The sequence below is a fragment of the Rhodococcus sp. KB6 genome, from assembly GCF_001445685.1.
GTDB lineage: Bacteria > Actinomycetota > Actinomycetes > Mycobacteriales > Mycobacteriaceae > Rhodococcus_F > Rhodococcus_F qingshengii.
This window is the reverse complement of the sequence record NZ_LNAK01000154.1, coordinates 291,555-307,584: the sequence shown is the minus strand read 5'-3', so window position 1 is coordinate 307,584 and position 16,030 is coordinate 291,555. Positions and strand designations below refer to the sequence as shown.

The 16,030-nt window shown below is 62.7% G+C and carries 16 protein-coding genes; 7 read left to right on the top strand and 9 right to left on the bottom strand.

Annotation, left to right across the window (positions count from 1 at the left end):
* Positions 1-29 precede the first annotated feature (29 nt).
* The 5 genes from ASU23_RS28800 to ASU23_RS28780 are packed head-to-tail and all read right to left on the bottom strand — an operon-like array spanning position 30 to position 5,611.
* A complete protein-coding gene (locus tag ASU23_RS28800) occupies positions 30-1,082 on the bottom strand; it encodes an acyl-CoA dehydrogenase family protein (protein WP_021332412.1) in 1,053 nt (350 codons plus the stop codon).
* Positions 1,079-2,044, bottom strand: coding sequence for an acyl-CoA dehydrogenase family protein (locus ASU23_RS28795; protein WP_058039208.1), 966 nt, complete (start codon positions 2,042-2,044; stop codon positions 1,079-1,081). The genes ASU23_RS28800 and ASU23_RS28795 overlap by 4 nt, the downstream gene beginning before the upstream one ends.
* Positions 2,041-3,201, bottom strand: coding sequence for an acyl-CoA dehydrogenase family protein (locus tag ASU23_RS28790; RefSeq protein ID WP_007734181.1), 1,161 nt, complete (start codon positions 3,199-3,201; stop codon positions 2,041-2,043). Before ASU23_RS28790 ends, ASU23_RS28795 begins: the two co-directional genes overlap by 4 nt.
* Positions 3,201-4,073 carry an enoyl-CoA hydratase gene (locus ASU23_RS28785; protein WP_058039207.1) on the bottom strand — a complete coding sequence of 291 codons (873 nt, stop codon included), beginning with the start codon at positions 4,071-4,073 and terminating at the stop codon, positions 3,201-3,203. The genes ASU23_RS28790 and ASU23_RS28785 overlap by 1 nt, the downstream gene beginning before the upstream one ends.
* Entirely contained in the window at positions 4,070-5,611 is a 1,542-nt protein-coding gene (locus tag ASU23_RS28780; RefSeq protein ID WP_021332413.1) for a FadD3 family acyl-CoA ligase, read from the bottom strand. The genes ASU23_RS28785 and ASU23_RS28780 overlap by 4 nt, the downstream gene beginning before the upstream one ends.
* A gap of 55 nt (positions 5,612-5,666) precedes the next feature.
* Here ASU23_RS28780 and ASU23_RS28775 point away from each other — a divergent pair, with 55 nt between their 5' ends.
* The 4 genes from ASU23_RS28775 to ASU23_RS28760 all read left to right on the top strand — a co-directional run bounded on the left by ASU23_RS28775 (position 5,667) and on the right by ASU23_RS28760 (position 9,616).
* Positions 5,667-6,896 (top strand): acyl-CoA dehydrogenase family protein, encoded by a 1,230-nt coding sequence (locus ASU23_RS28775; protein WP_007734188.1) that lies wholly within the window; start codon positions 5,667-5,669, stop codon positions 6,894-6,896.
* The gene (locus tag ASU23_RS28770; RefSeq protein ID WP_003945582.1) at positions 6,896-7,708 is read left to right on the top strand and encodes an SDR family oxidoreductase; all 813 of its coding nucleotides are present in this window, start codon (positions 6,896-6,898) and stop codon (positions 7,706-7,708) included. The genes ASU23_RS28775 and ASU23_RS28770 overlap by 1 nt, the downstream gene beginning before the upstream one ends.
* Positions 7,709-7,784: 76 nt before the next feature.
* A complete protein-coding gene (locus ASU23_RS28765) occupies positions 7,785-8,456 on the top strand; it encodes a TetR/AcrR family transcriptional regulator (RefSeq protein WP_003945807.1) in 672 nt (223 codons plus the stop codon).
* 11 nt (positions 8,457-8,467) lie between these two features.
* Positions 8,468-9,616 (top strand): acetyl-CoA C-acetyltransferase, encoded by a 1,149-nt coding sequence (locus ASU23_RS28760; protein WP_007734192.1) that lies wholly within the window; start codon positions 8,468-8,470, stop codon positions 9,614-9,616.
* 54 nt (positions 9,617-9,670) lie between these two features.
* Here ASU23_RS28760 and ASU23_RS28755 read toward each other — a convergent pair whose 3' ends face one another.
* Both ASU23_RS28755 and ASU23_RS28750 read right to left on the bottom strand, forming a co-directional pair.
* Positions 9,671-9,988: a DUF4333 domain-containing protein gene (locus ASU23_RS28755; protein ID WP_232329980.1), complete on the bottom strand. Its 318-nt coding sequence runs from the start codon at positions 9,986-9,988 to the stop codon at positions 9,671-9,673.
* Positions 9,989-10,086: 98 nt separating this feature from the next.
* Positions 10,087-11,487 carry a cytochrome P450 gene (locus tag ASU23_RS28750; protein ID WP_058039205.1) on the bottom strand — a complete coding sequence of 467 codons (1,401 nt, stop codon included), beginning with the start codon at positions 11,485-11,487 and terminating at the stop codon, positions 10,087-10,089.
* A gap of 96 nt (positions 11,488-11,583) precedes the next feature.
* Here ASU23_RS28750 and ASU23_RS28745 point away from each other — a divergent pair, with 96 nt between their 5' ends.
* A complete protein-coding gene (locus ASU23_RS28745) occupies positions 11,584-12,171 on the top strand; it encodes a TetR/AcrR family transcriptional regulator (protein WP_003945528.1) in 588 nt (195 codons plus the stop codon).
* 47 nt (positions 12,172-12,218) lie between these two features.
* Here the strand turns inward: ASU23_RS28745 and ASU23_RS28740 are convergent, their stop codons facing one another.
* Positions 12,219-13,229, bottom strand: coding sequence for an ABC transporter substrate-binding protein (locus tag ASU23_RS28740; protein ID WP_058039309.1), 1,011 nt, complete (start codon positions 13,227-13,229; stop codon positions 12,219-12,221).
* 82 nt (positions 13,230-13,311) lie between these two features.
* A complete protein-coding gene (locus ASU23_RS28735) occupies positions 13,312-14,190 on the bottom strand; it encodes a bile acid:sodium symporter family protein (protein ID WP_003945620.1) in 879 nt (292 codons plus the stop codon).
* Positions 14,191-14,322: 132 nt separating this feature from the next.
* Between ASU23_RS28735 and ASU23_RS28730 the strand changes: the two genes are divergently transcribed.
* Together ASU23_RS28730 and ASU23_RS28725 are read left to right on the top strand one after the other, a co-directional pair.
* Positions 14,323-14,595, top strand: coding sequence for a DUF2277 domain-containing protein (locus ASU23_RS28730; RefSeq protein WP_003945457.1), 273 nt, complete (start codon positions 14,323-14,325; stop codon positions 14,593-14,595).
* Between the two features lie 5 nt (positions 14,596-14,600).
* Complete coding sequence (locus tag ASU23_RS28725) at positions 14,601-16,022, top strand: alpha/beta hydrolase (protein ID WP_042449462.1); 1,422 nt, start codon at positions 14,601-14,603, stop codon at positions 16,020-16,022.
* Positions 16,023-16,030: the final 8 nt, after the last annotated feature.

Here is a 16,030-nt window from a genome sequence, read left to right as displayed (position 1 = left end):
AATCCCGAGCGAACAAGCACCGACGTCTCCTAGAGGCCCGCTGCCTGCGCGAGGCTCGGCAGGTAGGTGCTCGGCTGACCGAAAAGCTGAGCGCTGCCGTGTGCACGCTTGAAGTACAGCTGAGCGTCGTGCTCCCAGGTGATCGCGATTCCGCCGTGCAGCTGAACTGCTTCGGAGGTGATCTGCTGCAAGGCTTCCGAGCAGTAGACCTTCGCCACTGCCGCGTCGTCCGCCGACTGCGTCGCCACGGCGGCGTACGTCATCGACCTCGCCGTCTCGACCAACGTGTACATGTCGGCCATCCGGTGCTTGAGGGCCTGGAAAGAACCGATCGCGCGACCGAACTGCTTGCGCGACTTGGTGTATTCCACGGTCTGTTCGACGATCGCTGCTGCCGCTCCGACCTGTTCAGCAGACAAGGCGATCAGAACGACGGTTCGGATCCGATCGACCAGATCTTCGGACCACTCCAGTGGCCGACCACGAACACCGGAGAACGTGACCTCCGCCAGCGTTCGCGTCGGATCCATGGTGGGGACGCGTCGGCGGGAGACGCCTTCGGCCGCTGGATCCACTTCGTAGAACCCGTCGGCCGTGAGAACGAGCAGGGTGTCTGCGACGTGTCCGTCGAGGACGTACGACGCCGTGCCGGTCAACGCGTCTTCGGTTGCCTCGACGCCGAAGGTGCTCCAACCCGCGGCACCTGCCCAGCACAGGGCCAGCGTGCTCTCGCCGGACGCGACACCGGGCAGCAGTCGTGAGCATGCGTCGTCGTCACCGGAAAGCAGCAGTGCCTGTGCGGCAAGAATCGCCGAACCCAGCATCGGTGACGGGGTCAGCGTGCGGCCCAATTCCTCCTGGACCACGTGTACCTCGCCCAAACCTGCTCCGACGCCGTCGAACTCCTCCGGAATCGCCAACGCGGCGACGCCGATCTGCTCGCACAGCTTGCTCCACAAAGCGGCGTCGTAGCCGATCTCTGTGGTGATGGCGGCGCGGACGGCAGCGGAGTCGGAATGCTTGCTCAGGAGATCGCGTACCGATGCGCGCAATGCTGCCTGGTCTTCGGTGTCGATGCTCATGATGCAACCAGCGCTTCGACGACGCGTGCGCGATGCTCGGACGGTGTGCCCCACGCGGTGAGCAGCGCCCGTACCTTGGTGAGCCACAAGGAGAGATCGTGTTCCATCGTGTAGCCGATGGCGCCGTGAACCTGGAGTCCGACGCGAGCGGCCTTGTACGCAGCATCCCCGCACGCGACCTTGGCTGCAGAGATGTCACGTGAGGCGTCGGCCGACTGATCGCGAACCGACAGTGCGGCGCCGTGCAGCAGGGGGCGAGCCATCTCGAGGGAGACGGCAACCTCGGCCAGGTGGTGCTTCATGGCCTGGAACTGTCCGATGACCTTGCCGAACTGCTTGCGCTGCTTCGCGTATTCGGTGGTGACCTCGAGCAGTGTCTGTCCCAGGCCCTGCAACTGCGCGGCAGTGGCAAGAGCGCCCATGTCGAAGGCGGCCGAGAAGTCGGCGGAGCCCAGTGATTCGCCGGCGGAAACCTCGTAGAGCTTGCGGGAGAGATCCACCGATGCCTTGGGTTCGCCAGGGACACCGAGTGATACGGCACCGTCCTGCGCGAGCAGAACCAGATCCACCGCATCGGCGTCGAGCGCGAACGGTGTGCGCGGGGGAGCTGCGACAGTTGCCAGCGAACCCTCGGCGAGAGCAGAGAGACGTTCCGGTGCAACGGAGGCCAGGAGCGTCGGCGCCACGGCGATCGTTTCGACGACCGGTCCGGGTACTGCGTGCCGACCGAGCTGTTCGAGCGCAACGACCAGGTCGACGGCGTCGGCGCCGAGTCCGTCGTGCTCTTCGGAGATGACGAGACCGTTGACGCCGGTCTCGGCGAGGCGCTGCCAGAGCTTCTTGCCCGGCTCGGTGTCACCGTCGTTCCACGAACGGATGACGGCGGGCATGTCGGACTTGGTCAGCAGTGCATCGATGCTTGCAGCGAAGTCCTGGTGGGAGGAGTCGAGCGCGAATCTCATCGGTCCGCCTTCGGTAGGCCGAGCAGACGCTCAGCGATGACGTTTTTCTGAATCTCGTTGGTGCCTGCGTAGATCGGGCCGGACAGGGAGAACAGGTATCCGTCCATCCAGTTGTCGGCCAACTCGGCTTCAGGGCCCTGAAGTTCGAGAGCAGTCTCGTGGGTGGCGATATCCCACTCGGACCAGAAGACCTTGTTGATCGAGGACTCGGCGCCGAGCTGTCCACCGTCGGCCAGACGGGTGACGGTGCCGAATGTGTTGAGTTGGTAAGCGCGAGCGCCGATCCAGGCGTCGGCGACCTGGTTGCGCAGAGCGCTGTCGTCGGTGCGTCCGCTGGACTTGTACAGCTCGAGCAGGCGGTCGACGGTGGCGAGAAAGCGGCCGGGGCTGCGCAGCGAGAGACCACGCTCGTTGCTCGCGGTGCTCATCGCGACCCGCCAACCTTCGTTGACGTTTCCGATCACACCCGACTCACCTGGGTTGGCCGGGTCGTCCGGAACGAAGACGTCTTCGAGGAAGATCTCGGCGAAGCCGGGCTCACCGTCGAGCTGATCGATCGGGCGAACGGTGACGCCCTTCGAGCGCAGGTCGAACATGAAATACGTGATGCCCTTGTGGCGCTGCGCATCCGGATCGGAGCGGAACAAGCCGAAGCCCCAGTCGGCGTAGCTTGCGCGCGAGCTCCACGTCTTCTGACCGTTGAGTAACCAGCCCCCGTCGACCTTCTTCGCACTCGAACGCAGGCTTGCGAGGTCGGAACCGGACTCGGGCTCGGACCAGGCCTGGGCCCAGATGTCGTCGGCACGAGCCATGCGCGGCATGATGCGAGCCAACTGCTCGGCATTTGCATGCTCGAACAGTGTGGGAGCCAACAAGAAGATGCCGTTCTGGCTTACGCGGCCGGGCGCGCCCGAGCGGTAGTACTCCTCCTCGAAGATGACCCACTCGAGCAGGGATGCATCGCGTCCACCGAGTTCCTTGGGCCAGGAGACGACGGCGTAGCCGGCGTCGGCGAGAGTGTGCTCCCACTGACGGTGCTCTTCGAAGCCTTCGGCGGTATCCATCGACTTCAGGGGAGTTGCGGGCACATTCGCTTCCAGGAACGAGCGAACCTCGTCACGGAATGCGGTTGTGGCGTCGTCGAATACGAGATCCACTAGTTTGTTCCTTCCTGCGGTGTGCGAGCACTGGCAGCCATAGCTTTGGCGTCGAGTCCACCAAGCGAGTCCTTGCCGACTTCGGCGTTGTGAGCGTGAGCGAAGTGATGCAGACCGAAGACGGAGTCGATGCCGTTGCGCATCCCCATCTGATCCTCGCACTGATTGACGGCCTTCTTGGTCAAAGCCAGTCCGAAGCGCGGCATCTCGGCGATACGTCCGGCGAGCTCGAACGTCTCCTTCTCGAGATGCTTGCGGGCGACGACGCGGTTCACCATGCCGATTTCGTATGCACGTTGCGCGGTGAACCTATCGCCGGTGAAGAGCATTTCCTTGGCGAATCGTGAACCGACCATCCACGGGTGAGCGAAGTATTCGACGCCGGGGATGCCCATGCGGACAACGGGATCGGAGAAGAAGGCGTCGTCGGCCGCGACGATCATGTCGCAGACCCAGGCGAGCATGAGCCCGCCGGCAATGCAGGCGCCTTGCACCATCGCGATGGTGGGCTTGGGGATCTCCCGCCAACGGCGGCACATGCCCAGGTAGACCTCCATCTCGCGAGCGAAACGCTGGTCACCGCCTGGCTTGTCGACGTGATCCCACCACATGGTGGCCTTGTTCTCGTACTCCACGTGATGGTCGCGTCCCGGAGTTCCCAGGTCGTGACCGGCACTGAAGTGAGGTCCGTTGCCTGCCAGGACGATCACCTTCACGTCATCGTCCTCGACAGCGCGCTGGAATGCCGCGTCGAGGGCGTACGTCACGACCGAGTTCTGGGCATTGCGGTAGTCGGGACGATTCAAGGTCACGACGGCGACCGAGTCGCGAACCTCGTAGGTCACGACGTCGGCTTCGAAGGGAACGGTCATGATTGTTCCTCGCGCAGAACCGTTTTGAGGACCTTGCCCGAAGGGTTACGGGGCAGGTGATCGACGAAGCGCACCTCGCGAGGCACCTTGAAGCCTGCGATCTTCTCCTTGAGGAAAGCGATCACCGACTCTTCGGTGAGGCCGGCACCGTCGAGTTGGGCGATGTAGACGCGGCCCACCTCTCCCATCCGGTGATCGGGGATGCCGATGGCAGCAGACTCGTGGACGCCGGGCAGGCGAGCCAACATGCCCTCGATCTCGGCGGGGTAGACGTTGAATCCGCCGCTGACGTACATGTCTTTCAGACGGTCGGTGATGTCGAGATATCCGCGCTCGTCGAGGGTTCCGACGTCTCCGGTGTGCAGCCAGCCGTCGACGTCGATTGCCTTGGCGGTGGATTCCGGGTCGTCGAGGTACCCGAGCATGACGTTCGGTCCGCGAAGCAGGATCTCGCCTTGGTCGCCGATCTTGACCTCGAAATCGGCTGTCGCGCGGCCGGAACTGGTGGAGACGGTGACCGGGTCGTCGTCGGTGCGGCACATGGTCGCAACCACTGCCTCGGTCAAACCGTATGCCGTGAGGACGGCGTCGAAAAGCTCTGCTTGCATGCGCTCGACGAGGGCAACCGGCACGGGTGCTGCGCCCGTGATCGCGATGCGGAGCGAGGACAGGTCGTATTCGCTGCGGCGGGGATGATCGAGGATGGTCTGGTAGATCGTCGGGGCGCCAGGCAGGATGCTGATCTTCTCGCTGCTGACCAATGCGAGGGTGTCGTCGATGTTGAAGACGGACACCGGCACGATCGTCGCACCGTTCAACAGGCAGACCAGGATTCCGGCCTTGTACCCGAAGGTGTGGAAGAACGGGCTGATGATGAGGAAGTTGTCGTCGGCGGTGACCTCGGCGCATTCACCCCACGACTTGGCGACAGCGATGGACTGACGATGCGCGGTGATCGCACCCTTGCTGCGCCCCGTGGTGCCGGAGGTGAAGAGGATGTCGCTGACGTCGTCTGGCTGCACCTTCGCAGCACGCGCGTCGGCTTCGGTGCGGGCGGCGTCGGTGGCGAGCGCGAGGAAGTCCTCGAACTCGATGACGCCGTCACGGTCGTCGTCCCCGTCGATCGGTACCTGGATGACGGTGGGGATCCTCAGGTCCGGATTGGCGTCGAGCAACTGCTGGTACCGGTCGGCCTTGAGGAACGTGCCGACGACCACCAGGGCAGCTGCGTCGACGCGCTCGATGATGTCGAGTGCTTCGGTGCCGGTGTAGCGCGTGTTGATCGGGATGATGGCTGCGCCGGCGTACTGAGCGCCGAGCAGGGCGATCACCCAGTGGTACGTGTTGGGCGCCCAGATGACGACGCGGTCGCCTGCCTTCACCCCACGGTTGATCAGTGCGCCGGCGAAATCGCGGACGCGCTGATGTAGCTGTGCGAAGGTCAGTCGGGTGTCGCCATCGGCGATAGCCGCGCGCTCACCGAACTCCTCGGCGGCCCGGATGAGGGCTGATGGGATGGTTCTCGGTTGTTCGGTCACTGGACTCCTACCTGACACGCTACCTAGCAAGTGCTTGGTAGGTTATCTTACATATGTGGACCAGAGCGAGAGCCCGGACGGGCAGATGACGGACGACGAGTTTGCGGCCACGGTCGCGCAGTGGTTGGCCGAGAACTTGACGGGCAAATTCGCCCAGCTCAAGGGTAAGGGCGGCCCCGGCAGTGAGCACGAGTTCTTCGAGCAACGACTCGAGTGGGACAAGCACCTCGCAGCGTCGGGGTGGACGTGCCTCGGGTGGCCGAAGGAGTTCGGCGGGCGGGGAGCAAGCATCTCCCAGCAGGTCATCTTCCATCAGGAGTACGCGAAGGCCGGTGCGCCCGCTCGCGTCAGCCACATCGGTGAAGAGCTGCTCGGCCCGACGCTGATCGCGTACGGCACCGACGAGCAGAAGCGCCGATTCCTTCCTGGCATCAACACGGTCAGTGAACTGTGGTCGCAGGGCTACTCCGAGCCCGGCGCCGGTTCCGACCTCGCGAACGTCTCCACGACCGCACGCCTCGAAGACGGCAAGTGGATCATCAACGGCCAGAAGGTGTGGACCTCACTGGCTCACGTCGCGCAGTGGTGCTTCGTGGTCTGCCGCACCGAGGTGGGCTCCAAGCGTCACCAGGGGTTGAGCTTCCTGCTTGTCCCGTTGGATCAGCCCGGTGTGACAGTTCGGCCCATTCAGCAGCTCACCGGCACATCGGAGTTCAACGAGGTCTTCTTCGACGACGCCGTCACCGATGCCGATCTGGTGGTCGGGGAACCCGGCGAGGGCTGGAAGATCGCGATGGGGCTGCTCACCTTCGAGCGCGGTGTATCGACGCTCGGACAGCAGATCGGATTTGCCCGCGAGCTCCAAGGCGTCGTCGACCTGGCGAAAGCCAATGGCAGTGACCAGGATCCGCACATTCGCGAAAAGATCGCCCGCGCGTGGGTCGGACTGCGCGTGATGCGCGCCCACGCGATGCGCACTCTCGACGCGGTCGACGCCGGAACCGGTGGCGGAGAAGCGTCCGTCGCAAAACTGTTGTGGGCCAACTGGCATCGTGATCTGGGACAGCTGGCGATGGACGTGCAGGGTGCGTCGTCGTTGGTTGCACCGTGGGCGGATTCCGAAGGCAATGCCTCGGACATCACCGATCCCGAGCACCTCGAGCTCGACGAATGGCAACGCCTCTTCCTCTTCACCCGCGCCGACACGATTTACGGCGGCTCCAACGAAATTCAGCGCAACATCATTTCCGAGCGCGTGCTCGGTCTTCCCCGAGAGGCCCGTTAATGTCTGACACCAAAGCCGCGTCCCCGCTTTCCGTTGCGCCGGAGGAAACCCCGGGCCACGGACTGCTCGCGGGCAAGAAGGCGATCATCACCGCCGCAGCCGGAACCGGCATCGGTTTCTCCACTGCGCGCAGGGTGCTTCTCGAGGGCGGCGACGTTCTCGTCTCCGACTTCCACGAGCGTCGACTCGGCGAGACGGTGGAGAAGCTGAAGGCCGAATTCCCCGGTCAGCAGGTCGAATCGATCATCTGCGATGTATCGAGCACCGAGCAGGTCGACGCGTTGTTCGTCGGCGCCGCCGAGAAGTTGGGACGTATCGACATCGTCGTCAACAACGCGGGCCTTGGCGGTGAAACTCCCGTCGTCGACATGACGGACGATCAGTGGGATCGCGTTCTCGACATCACACTCAACAGCACCTTCCGTTCGACGCGCGCCGCCCTGCGGTACTTCAAGAGCGTTCCCCACGGCGGTGTTCTGGTGAACAACGCGTCCGTTCTCGGTTGGCGCGCGCAGCATTCCCAGGCGCACTACGCCGCAGCCAAGGCCGGCGTCATGGCGCTGACTCGGTGCAGCGCCATCGAAGCAGCGGAGTACGGAGTCCGTATCAACGCGGTCTCGCCTTCCATTGCGCGTCACGCGTTCCTGGCGAAGGTCACCAGTGAGGAACTGCTCGACCAGTTGGCTTCCGGTGAGGCCTACGGCCGCGCCGCGGAGGTCTGGGAGATCGCAACGGTCATCGCGATGCTCGCCAGCGATTACTCCACCTACATGACCGGCGAGATCGTCTCCGTTTCTTCGCAGAGGGCCTAGCGTCCCCGTGCGCGGTTAAGGAGCCCCTGGACTCGCTGACCGCGCACAGGGGAAGGCCCTGGATAGGATTGAATACATGACGCCACCTCGAAATTCCGACGAATCAAACGGCAAGTCCGGGCGCCGCGACGAGCTGCTCGAGATCGCGGCGGGGCTCTTCGCCGATCGCGGAGTGCGCGCGACGACCGTCCGCGACATCGCCGACGCCGCCGGGATCCTGTCCGGCAGCCTGTATCACCATTTCGATTCCAAGGAGTCGATGGTCGACGAGATCCTGCACCAGTTCCTCGACGAACTCTTCGGAAAATACCGCGAGATCGTCGCGGCGGGGTTGGACAGTCGCGCGACGCTCGAAGCACTGGTCGTGACGTCGTACGAGGCCATCGACGCCTCACATTCGGCTGTGGCGATCTACCAGGACGAGGTCAAGCACCTCGTCGGGAACGAGCGCTTCGCTTACCTGGCCGAGCGCAACACCGAATTCCGGGACCTGTGGGTCGGCGTCCTCGAAGCCGGCGTCGCGGACGGGACCTTCCGCTCCGACATCGACGTCGAATTGGTCTTCCGCTTCATGCGCGACACCGTGTGGGTCGCGGTTCGCTGGTACCGCCCGGGTGGATCCCTCTCGGCGCACGCCGTCGCGGCTCAATATCTCGCGATCGTGCTCGACGGGCTCTCCGATCCGGCCACAACTTCAGACGCTATTGCTGAATCAACTTCAAGAACTATTGCTGCACAACGAAACTAGGAGCTAACGCTATGTCCGAGGTTTACATCGTCGACGCCATTCGCACACCGATCGGCAAGAGGGGCGGCGCGCTGTCCGGCGTGCACCCCATCGATCTCGGTGCGCACGTCGTCAAGGCACTGGTCGAGCGCACCGGTATCGACCCCAGTGACGTCGACGACGTGATCTTCGGTTGCGTCGACGCCATCGGCGGCCAGGCCGGCAACATCGCCCGTATGTCCTGGCTCGCAGCGGGATTCCCGGAGCACGTTCCCGGGGTGACCGTCGACCGTCAGTGTGGTTCGAGCCAGCAGGCAGTGCACTTCGGCGCTCAGGCCATCCTGTCGGGCACCGCGGATCTGATCGTTGCCGGCGGCGTTCAGAACATGAGCCAGATTCCGATCTCGGCAGCGATGATCGTCGGTCAGCAGTACGGATTCGACACGCCGACTTCGGGTTCGGTCGGTTGGACCGAGCGCTACGGTGACCAGGAGGTCTCGCAGTTCAAGGGCGCCGAAATGATCGCCGAGAAGTGGGACATCAGCCGCGAAGAGCTCGAGAAGTGGGCCCTGCAGAGCCATGAGCGCGCCAAGGCTGCAATCGCCGCAGGTCGCTTCGACAACGAGATCGTCGCCATGGGTGACGCGACCGTCGACGAAGGACCCCGCGAGACCAGCCTCGAGAAGATGGCGACGCTCAAGGTTCTCGTCGAAGACGGACGCATGACCGCAGCAGTGGCCAGCCAGATCTCCGACGGTGCGAGTGCGCTGCTGCTGGCGTCGGCGGAAGCGGTGGAGAAGTACAACCTCAAGCCCCGCGCCCGGATTCATCACCTCAGCGCACGCGGCGACGACCCGATCTTCATGCTCAGTGCGCCGATCCCGGCCACGAAGCATGCTCTCGCGAAGGCCGGCCTGAGCATCGACGACATCGACATCGTCGAGATCAACGAAGCTTTTGCCCCGGTCGTCCTGGCCTGGATCAAGGAAATCGGCGCAGATCCGGCCAAGGTCAACGTCAACGGCGGCGCGATCGCACTCGGTCACCCGCTCGGCGCGACCGGCACCAAGCTGATGGCAACCCTGCTCAACGAACTCGAGCGCACCGGCGGTCGTTACGGCCTGCTGACCATCTGTGAAGGTGGCGGCACCGCGAACGCGACGATTATCGAGCGTCTCTGACGCCTTGCTGTGCGCCTTTATTAACCGCCGGCGGTTAATAAAGGCGCACAGCAGTTAGTTGTTCGGCGCATCCGCGACCTTGATGTCGAAGTTCGCACTTTCACCGTCAACGCTGGTCACGGTAGCTGTGACGTCGTATTCGGTGCCCTGCTCGGTCAGGACGCACGTGATCGATGCGCCGACTTCGGCGTCGAGGTTCTCCGGACACGTCACGTCGTCGGGTGGCTCGCCGATCTTCTCGGCTAGTTGAGTGGAGATCTGACTTGCGACTTCGGACTTGTCCACTTGCGGCGTCCCGACGCTTGCCGAGCAAGCTCCCGTGGCCAATGCCGCCGAGAGTAAGACGATTCCCACTGCAGGCCTCTTTGTCATGTGAACTCCCAGGGTGCGCCGGTGCTCGCTGCTGCCACCTCAGGGATTACCGCATTCGGGACTGTTTCAACCGAGTTGCGCGACGCAGTTTTGCGAGGTCAGCGTCGGCGGACCGTCAAGTTGAAGCCTTCGGGCATCAGGGTGAGCCGTTCGGCTACCTTCAACTCGTAGTCCGGATCGGCCTCGATCGTGTATTTCTGCAAGATGGTGCCCAACACGAGGACCGCTTCGTGAATAGCGAATTGTCTTCCGATGCAGGCGCGTTCACCGGTTCCGAACGGCTTGTACACGTGCGCCGGCCTGGCTTTGATGTTGGCGGGCAGGAAGCGATCCGGATCGAACGCCTCGGGATCGTTGCCCCACACCGGATCACGATGAAGTGAGGGGATGAGCACGAGCATCCAATCGCCCTTCTTCATCGGATACTTGCCGACGAGCGTCGTGTCTTCGAGCGCCGCGCGCCCGTAGGCGGGAGCGGTCGGCCACAGACGCAATGATTCGTCGAGGACGCGTCGTACGTATCGAAGTTTCGCGATCTTCTCGAAGGCGGGCTCCTCGCTCTCCCATACCTTGTCGACCTCGGCTTGCGCCTTGGCCAGCACGTCAGGGTTTCGTGACAGGTAGTACAGCGCGAACGACAATGCGCCGGAGGTCGTTTCGTGTCCGGCGACGAGGAAGGTCACGACCTGATGGCGGATGTTCAGTTCGTCGATACGGTTGGGATCGTTCTCGCGTGCCGCCCGCAGCATCAGTTCGAGAAGATCTTCGGGCCCCGGTTCGGTACTTGTCCGCCGGGCACGGATCACTTCGTCCACAACCTCGGCCATGTACGCCTTGCGGACCTCGTCACGTTGATCGGCGCGACGTGCGAGCACTCGCCCGAGGGCGGTCGACTTCAGGAACGTCGTGCGCTGCGAATGGGAGAGTGCGCCGACCATTGCCTTGACGAACGGATGCTGTTCTTCACGTTCGAAGGAGTCGAACGAGTAGCTGAATCCAGTGCGTCCGATGGTCTCCAGCGTCAGCTTGGTCATGTCTGCGGAGACGTCGATGGGGGAGTCACTTTCACGACTGTCCCAATGGTCGACCAACTCGCCGGCCACGTCGAGCATGGTGCGGTGGTACGAGCGCATCGCAGTCTGGCTGAACGCCGGTGCCAGGAGATTGTGCGCCTTGCCCCAGTTGGGTTCGTGGTTGTACGCCGTGAACAGGCCGTCGCCGCCGATTCCGCGGAGTGCTTTGACTCCAGGTGCAAGGTGCTTCGCGAACCGGGACTCGTCGGACAGTTCTGCCACCATGTCCGCGCCCGAGGCGAAGACGAAGCGATTTCCCAGGACATTTCTCTCGAAGATCGGGCCGAGTTCGCGGCCGATGCTCACGGAGTTCTGCAGCGGTGTCCGGATATTGATCCCGAGAACGTCCCCGAGGACCGGCAGGCGCCACGCCGGATGCGGTATCCGAGCATCGGTCGTCGCCTCTGGAGTGGTGTCGACGCTCATTGTGTGTCCCCCGGGGTGAGATCGCTTACTGAATTGATGTCTAGTACGCAAAGTACGCCTTACTGAATCGGTGTCAAGTAGTAATCTGACTTGCCTATGGTCGCACCACGAAAACGCCTGGACCGAGAGCAGCGGCGCACGCAGTTGCTCGACATCGGCGCGCAACTTTTTGCCGATCGCTCGTACGAGGATGTGTGGATCGAAGAGGTCGCCGAGATTGCGGGCGTCTCGCGCGGGTTGATGTACCACTATTTTCCGACCAAGCGAGACTTCTTCGCCGCAATCGTCGAGCGCGAATCGCAGCACCTGCTCGAGGTGACCGCACCCGATGCGACGCTACCGGTGCGCGAACAGGTGGCAGCCGGGTTGGACGCCTACTTCGCGTACGTGAAGTCGCACAGCAGGGGAGTGCGCGCCATCAACGTCGGGACGCTCTCGGCCGAGGCCGGTATCCGGGCGATTGTCGAGCGCGAACTCGAACAGCAGCAGATTCGAATCCTCGATGCACTGGGATTCGAGGGCGAAAGAAGACAGCTCGCTGCCGTTGCAGTTCGGGGATGGATCGCGTTCGTCCGAGCTGTCTGCCTCGACTGGCTCGATCAACCTTCCATACCGCAGGAAGAGTTGAGAGTGATCTGTCTGCGGACCCTCTCCGGAGCGTTGGGCATCGACCTCGAAACGTGAAATGCCGACCGCGCGGGAGCGGCCGGCATTTCCACGGACAAGTCTGATCAGTCGAGCGTCGAATAGAGATCGTCCCAGCCCTTGGCGACGTACATGTTGGTGTAGATGGACCCGTAGTACGTACTTCCTTGCAGAACGGTGACGTTCCCGGCCTGCACAGCCGGAAGTCTTTGCCACAACTTGGTGTCCGAGAGTTGTTCGAAGGTGGTGTCATTGCTGTCTGTGACAGAAACCATGAACGCGTCGCAGCCTTGCAGACGATCCATCTCTTCGATGCTCAGTCGTCCCTGATTGTCGAAACCGGTTGTGTTCAATGTTCTTCCGCCGATATCGGCGAGCGTCATGTCGGTGGGTTGACGATTCTTCTTTCCCGTTTCCTCCGACACGGGCAGGCTGTCGATGTAGATCGTGGCCTTGTCCGGACTGTAGGACAAGCTTGCGACGGTTTTGCCCGCGATCGCGGAAGCGTGTCGAGTGCGAATGTCGGTGATCAGAGCGTCATAGTCGGTGATCAGGCGATCCATGGTGGGTGTTCGGCCCAGCCAATCGGAGAGCCGGGTCAGGTTCTCCCGCCACGTCTGCTTCGATTCGGTCGTCAGGACAGGAGCGATGGCTTGGAGCTTTGCAGCGGGCCAGTACTCGTTGTCGGCGTTGACGCAGATGATGAGATCGGGTGCGAGTCCGAGGATCTGCTCCAGATTGGGCTTGTCGCTGAGGTATTCGGCCGAGCCGTCGGCGGGAACCCACTTGGTGACGGGCGAGATGTTGTATCCGAACACCGGTAGTTCCAGGGCAATGGCGAGCTCGAGGTCGGTTCGGGCGTCGACGGCCAAGACCCGCTTGGGGTTGGTAGGTATGTCGTAGGTCCCCAACGGCGTGGTGACGGTGCGCATTTGAGCGTCATCATCGGCCCCTGAACCGTCGCTGGAACTGCAGGACGACAGAATAGTTGCGACTGCTGCCATCCCGGCTCCGATGCCGAATTGGCGACGGGTAAGTGCGTCGACTAGCTCTTGCCAGACGCGTTCGTCCGGCACGGTAGGTGTGTTGGTCAGCATTTTTTCGATACCCTTCGGTCTGAGTCCGTATCGATCGTAGGGTTGGCGATACCAGATCACCTATATCGAAAACCGCCTGATATTAGTCGATTTCGGCCATGGTCCGTGACTTTCGGGTGATGGCGGCGCCGAAGGCTGCAGCGAGCGGGAACATCAGAACGCCGTACACCGCGGCCGGCACTGCCAATTGCACGTTGTCGAGGAGACTGACGGCGATGGTGATCGCCAACGTGCTGTTGTGGATGCCGATTTCCATGGAACTGGCGATGGCCTGACGATCCTCGATGCCGAATATCCGGGGAACGACGTAACCGATCGAGAGGCTCAGTAGGCAGAACAAGGCAGCGACGACGCCGATGTCGACGAGATAGTCCGCGATGTTCTCGCGCTCGGAAACAACCGTTCCGACGATCACCAGTGCCAGAACCACCGCGGATCCGATGCGGACGGGCTTGTCCATGCGCTCGGCAAAGGCGCTCGAGCGCAATCGAACCCACATTCCGAGGGCGACAGGAATCAGTACGACGGCAAAGACCTGAAGTACCTTCGTGAACTGCAGTCCGAGGGTGCCGTCCGCGTCCTCGGGTTCGAAGTAGCCCAACGCGAAGTTGGTGATGAGCGGAAGGGTGACCACCGCTATCACCGAATTGACCGCAGTGAGTGTCACATTGAGAGCGACATCGCCGCGGAACAGATGGCTGAACAGGTTTGCCGTGGTGCCGCCCGGTGATGCGGCGAGGAGCATCATGCCGACAGCGAGCAGTGGGTCGAGGTCGAACAACGTGACCAGACCGAAGGCCGCGGCCGGGAGCAACAACAACTGACAGATCAGGGCAATCGAGACGGCTTTCGGCGCTTTTGCCACGCGGGCAAAATCTCCGACCGTCAAGGAAAGCCCGAGGCCGAACATGATGATGGCGAGTGCGGCGGGTAGGCCGACGGAGGTGAGTGCAGAGTCCATGAGTTAGTGGCTACTTCCAGTCACTGGGGGAATTTCACTGAAACTACCGTGATGCCCGGATCTGCGTGGCAGTTTGGATACATTGATGTATCGAACCGTGACGGCGTCGGTGAGCAGGGTTATCGTCGAATTATGTGCCGAAACATCACTGAACTTCGTGGACTCGAGCCCGCTGCTACGCCGGAGGAGATCGAAGCGGCCTCTCGCCAATACGTACGTAAGGTGAGCGGAATAGCCAAGGTGTCCGACGCGAACCGAGACGCCTTCGAACAGGCGGTGCGTGAGGTGACCGAAACGACGACGCGCCTGCTCAGTGCGTTGCCGCCTCGCAGACAGCCACCTCAGACCGTCCCTCCGTTGCGTCGCCCGGAAGTACAGGCTCGGATCGCTGCTCGTTCGTCCTGACCCGAGTGGATCTCACAGATATCGACGTATGGGACGTCGAAGCCTTGGATCAACTGTCTGCTGGGTTGGAAGGCGTTCTGGTCGCTCACCGCGTTCGCGACATCCGTCGACGGCTGGATACGCTGCGCAAAGAGGCCGTCGCCGACGACTTGCATATTCGTCAGGATGGAACCGTCTCTGCCGTTGCGCCCATCGCCGACGGTCACCCGCTCCACGTGCACGCCCAGTTGCTCGAGGTCGCAGTTCGAGAACTGATCGGTGAGGCACTGCTGGTCAGCGCGGATCTTCATCATGCGTTGTCTCTGCGGTCTCAGGTCGGCACCGACCTCCGTGACAAAGCTGTGCGTGTGGGGGAGGAGTGGCGAGCGTTCAGCCCTGATCGGCAGCGTCAGATGTTGCGTCATGCACCAGGCCTGATCGCCAACCTCGACGGCATTCCTGCTGCGATTCGCAGCCCGGCCAACCTCGATCGAATTCAATCGGAACGAGCACGGCTGCAAGATGATTCAGTCCGAATATCGCAAGAACTTCACCGCGAGTTCTTCGGCGGCAGACTGAGTAACACCGGGGCGGGCCAGTGGTACGCCGAACGCAAACTCGAGGATCTGGACGCGCTCGACGAGTTGTTTCGCGCCGAACCTGATCGACGGTTACTGCTCATGGACATGCGCTCGGGCGAACGAGGCTTCGCTGCAATTGCGATCGGGGATCCGGACACAGCGGATCACATCTCCGTGACGATTCCCGGACTGAACACCAACGTCAAGGACTCGATGCGCGGAATGGTCGGAGAGGCAACGCGATTACGAGCCGAGGCGATGCGGCAACTCGAACTGGCCGGCCGAAAGGAAAGCGTGGCCACCATCGCCTGGATCGGATACGACGCGCCACAGGTGATCGGGCCGGGAAAGTTCGACATCGGTCGGGCCAGCTTCGACGTCAGTCGATCGTCCAAAGCAGGCATAGCCGCCGACGCATTGGGTAGCTTCTTTCACGGTCTTCGTGCCGCGTCGGTCAACGACGGAGTCCATATCACCGCGTTGGGCCACTCCTACGGATCCCTCGCGACTTCTCTTGCGCTGCAACGCGGGGCAAGCGCAGCGGTCGACGACGTGGTGTTCTACGGTTCACCCGGGGTGCGAGCCAAGGTGGAGTCGGACCTCGGTATCGCCGACCGGCACGTCTACGTCATGAAAGCGGAAGGCGACAGTATCGCGGGGTTCGGCCGTTTCGGTGGCGATCCGACGCGCACCGAGTTCCATCGGTTGTCCACGGCCGAGGGGATCACCCCGGATGGAGTGAAACACGAGCGGGCGTTCGGGCATGCGGAGTACGCGAGGACCGGAGACAACGGAGAACTGCGGATGTCGGGATACAACCTCGCGGTTGTGGTTGCCGGACTGCCGGAGTTGGCCGTTATGGCCTGACCTGCTGG

Coding starts and splice junctions, on each gene's coding strand:
- ASU23_RS28800 (WP_021332412.1), bottom strand. CDS start 1,082: ATGAGCATCGACACCGAAGACCAGGCAGCATTGCGCGCATCGGTACGC.
- ASU23_RS28795 (WP_058039208.1), bottom strand. CDS start 2,044: ATGAGATTCGCGCTCGACTCCTCCCACCAGGACTTCGCTGCAAGCATC.
- ASU23_RS28785 (WP_058039207.1), bottom strand. CDS start 4,073: ATGACCGTTCCCTTCGAAGCCGACGTCGTGACCTACGAGGTTCGCGAC.
- ASU23_RS28770 (WP_003945582.1), top strand. CDS start 6,896: ATGTCTGACACCAAAGCCGCGTCCCCGCTTTCCGTTGCGCCGGAGGAA.
- ASU23_RS28765 (WP_003945807.1), top strand. CDS start 7,785: ATGACGCCACCTCGAAATTCCGACGAATCAAACGGCAAGTCCGGGCGC.
- ASU23_RS28760 (WP_007734192.1), top strand. CDS start 8,468: ATGTCCGAGGTTTACATCGTCGACGCCATTCGCACACCGATCGGCAAG.
- ASU23_RS28755 (WP_232329980.1), bottom strand. CDS start 9,988: ATGACAAAGAGGCCTGCAGTGGGAATCGTCTTACTCTCGGCGGCATTG.
- ASU23_RS28750 (WP_058039205.1), bottom strand. CDS start 11,487: ATGAGCGTCGACACCACTCCAGAGGCGACGACCGATGCTCGGATACCG.
- ASU23_RS28745 (WP_003945528.1), top strand. CDS start 11,584: ATGGTCGCACCACGAAAACGCCTGGACCGAGAGCAGCGGCGCACGCAG.
- ASU23_RS28740 (WP_058039309.1), bottom strand. CDS start 13,229: ATGCTGACCAACACACCTACCGTGCCGGACGAACGCGTCTGGCAAGAG.
- ASU23_RS28735 (WP_003945620.1), bottom strand. CDS start 14,190: ATGGACTCTGCACTCACCTCCGTCGGCCTACCCGCCGCACTCGCCATC.
- ASU23_RS28730 (WP_003945457.1), top strand. CDS start 14,323: ATGTGCCGAAACATCACTGAACTTCGTGGACTCGAGCCCGCTGCTACG.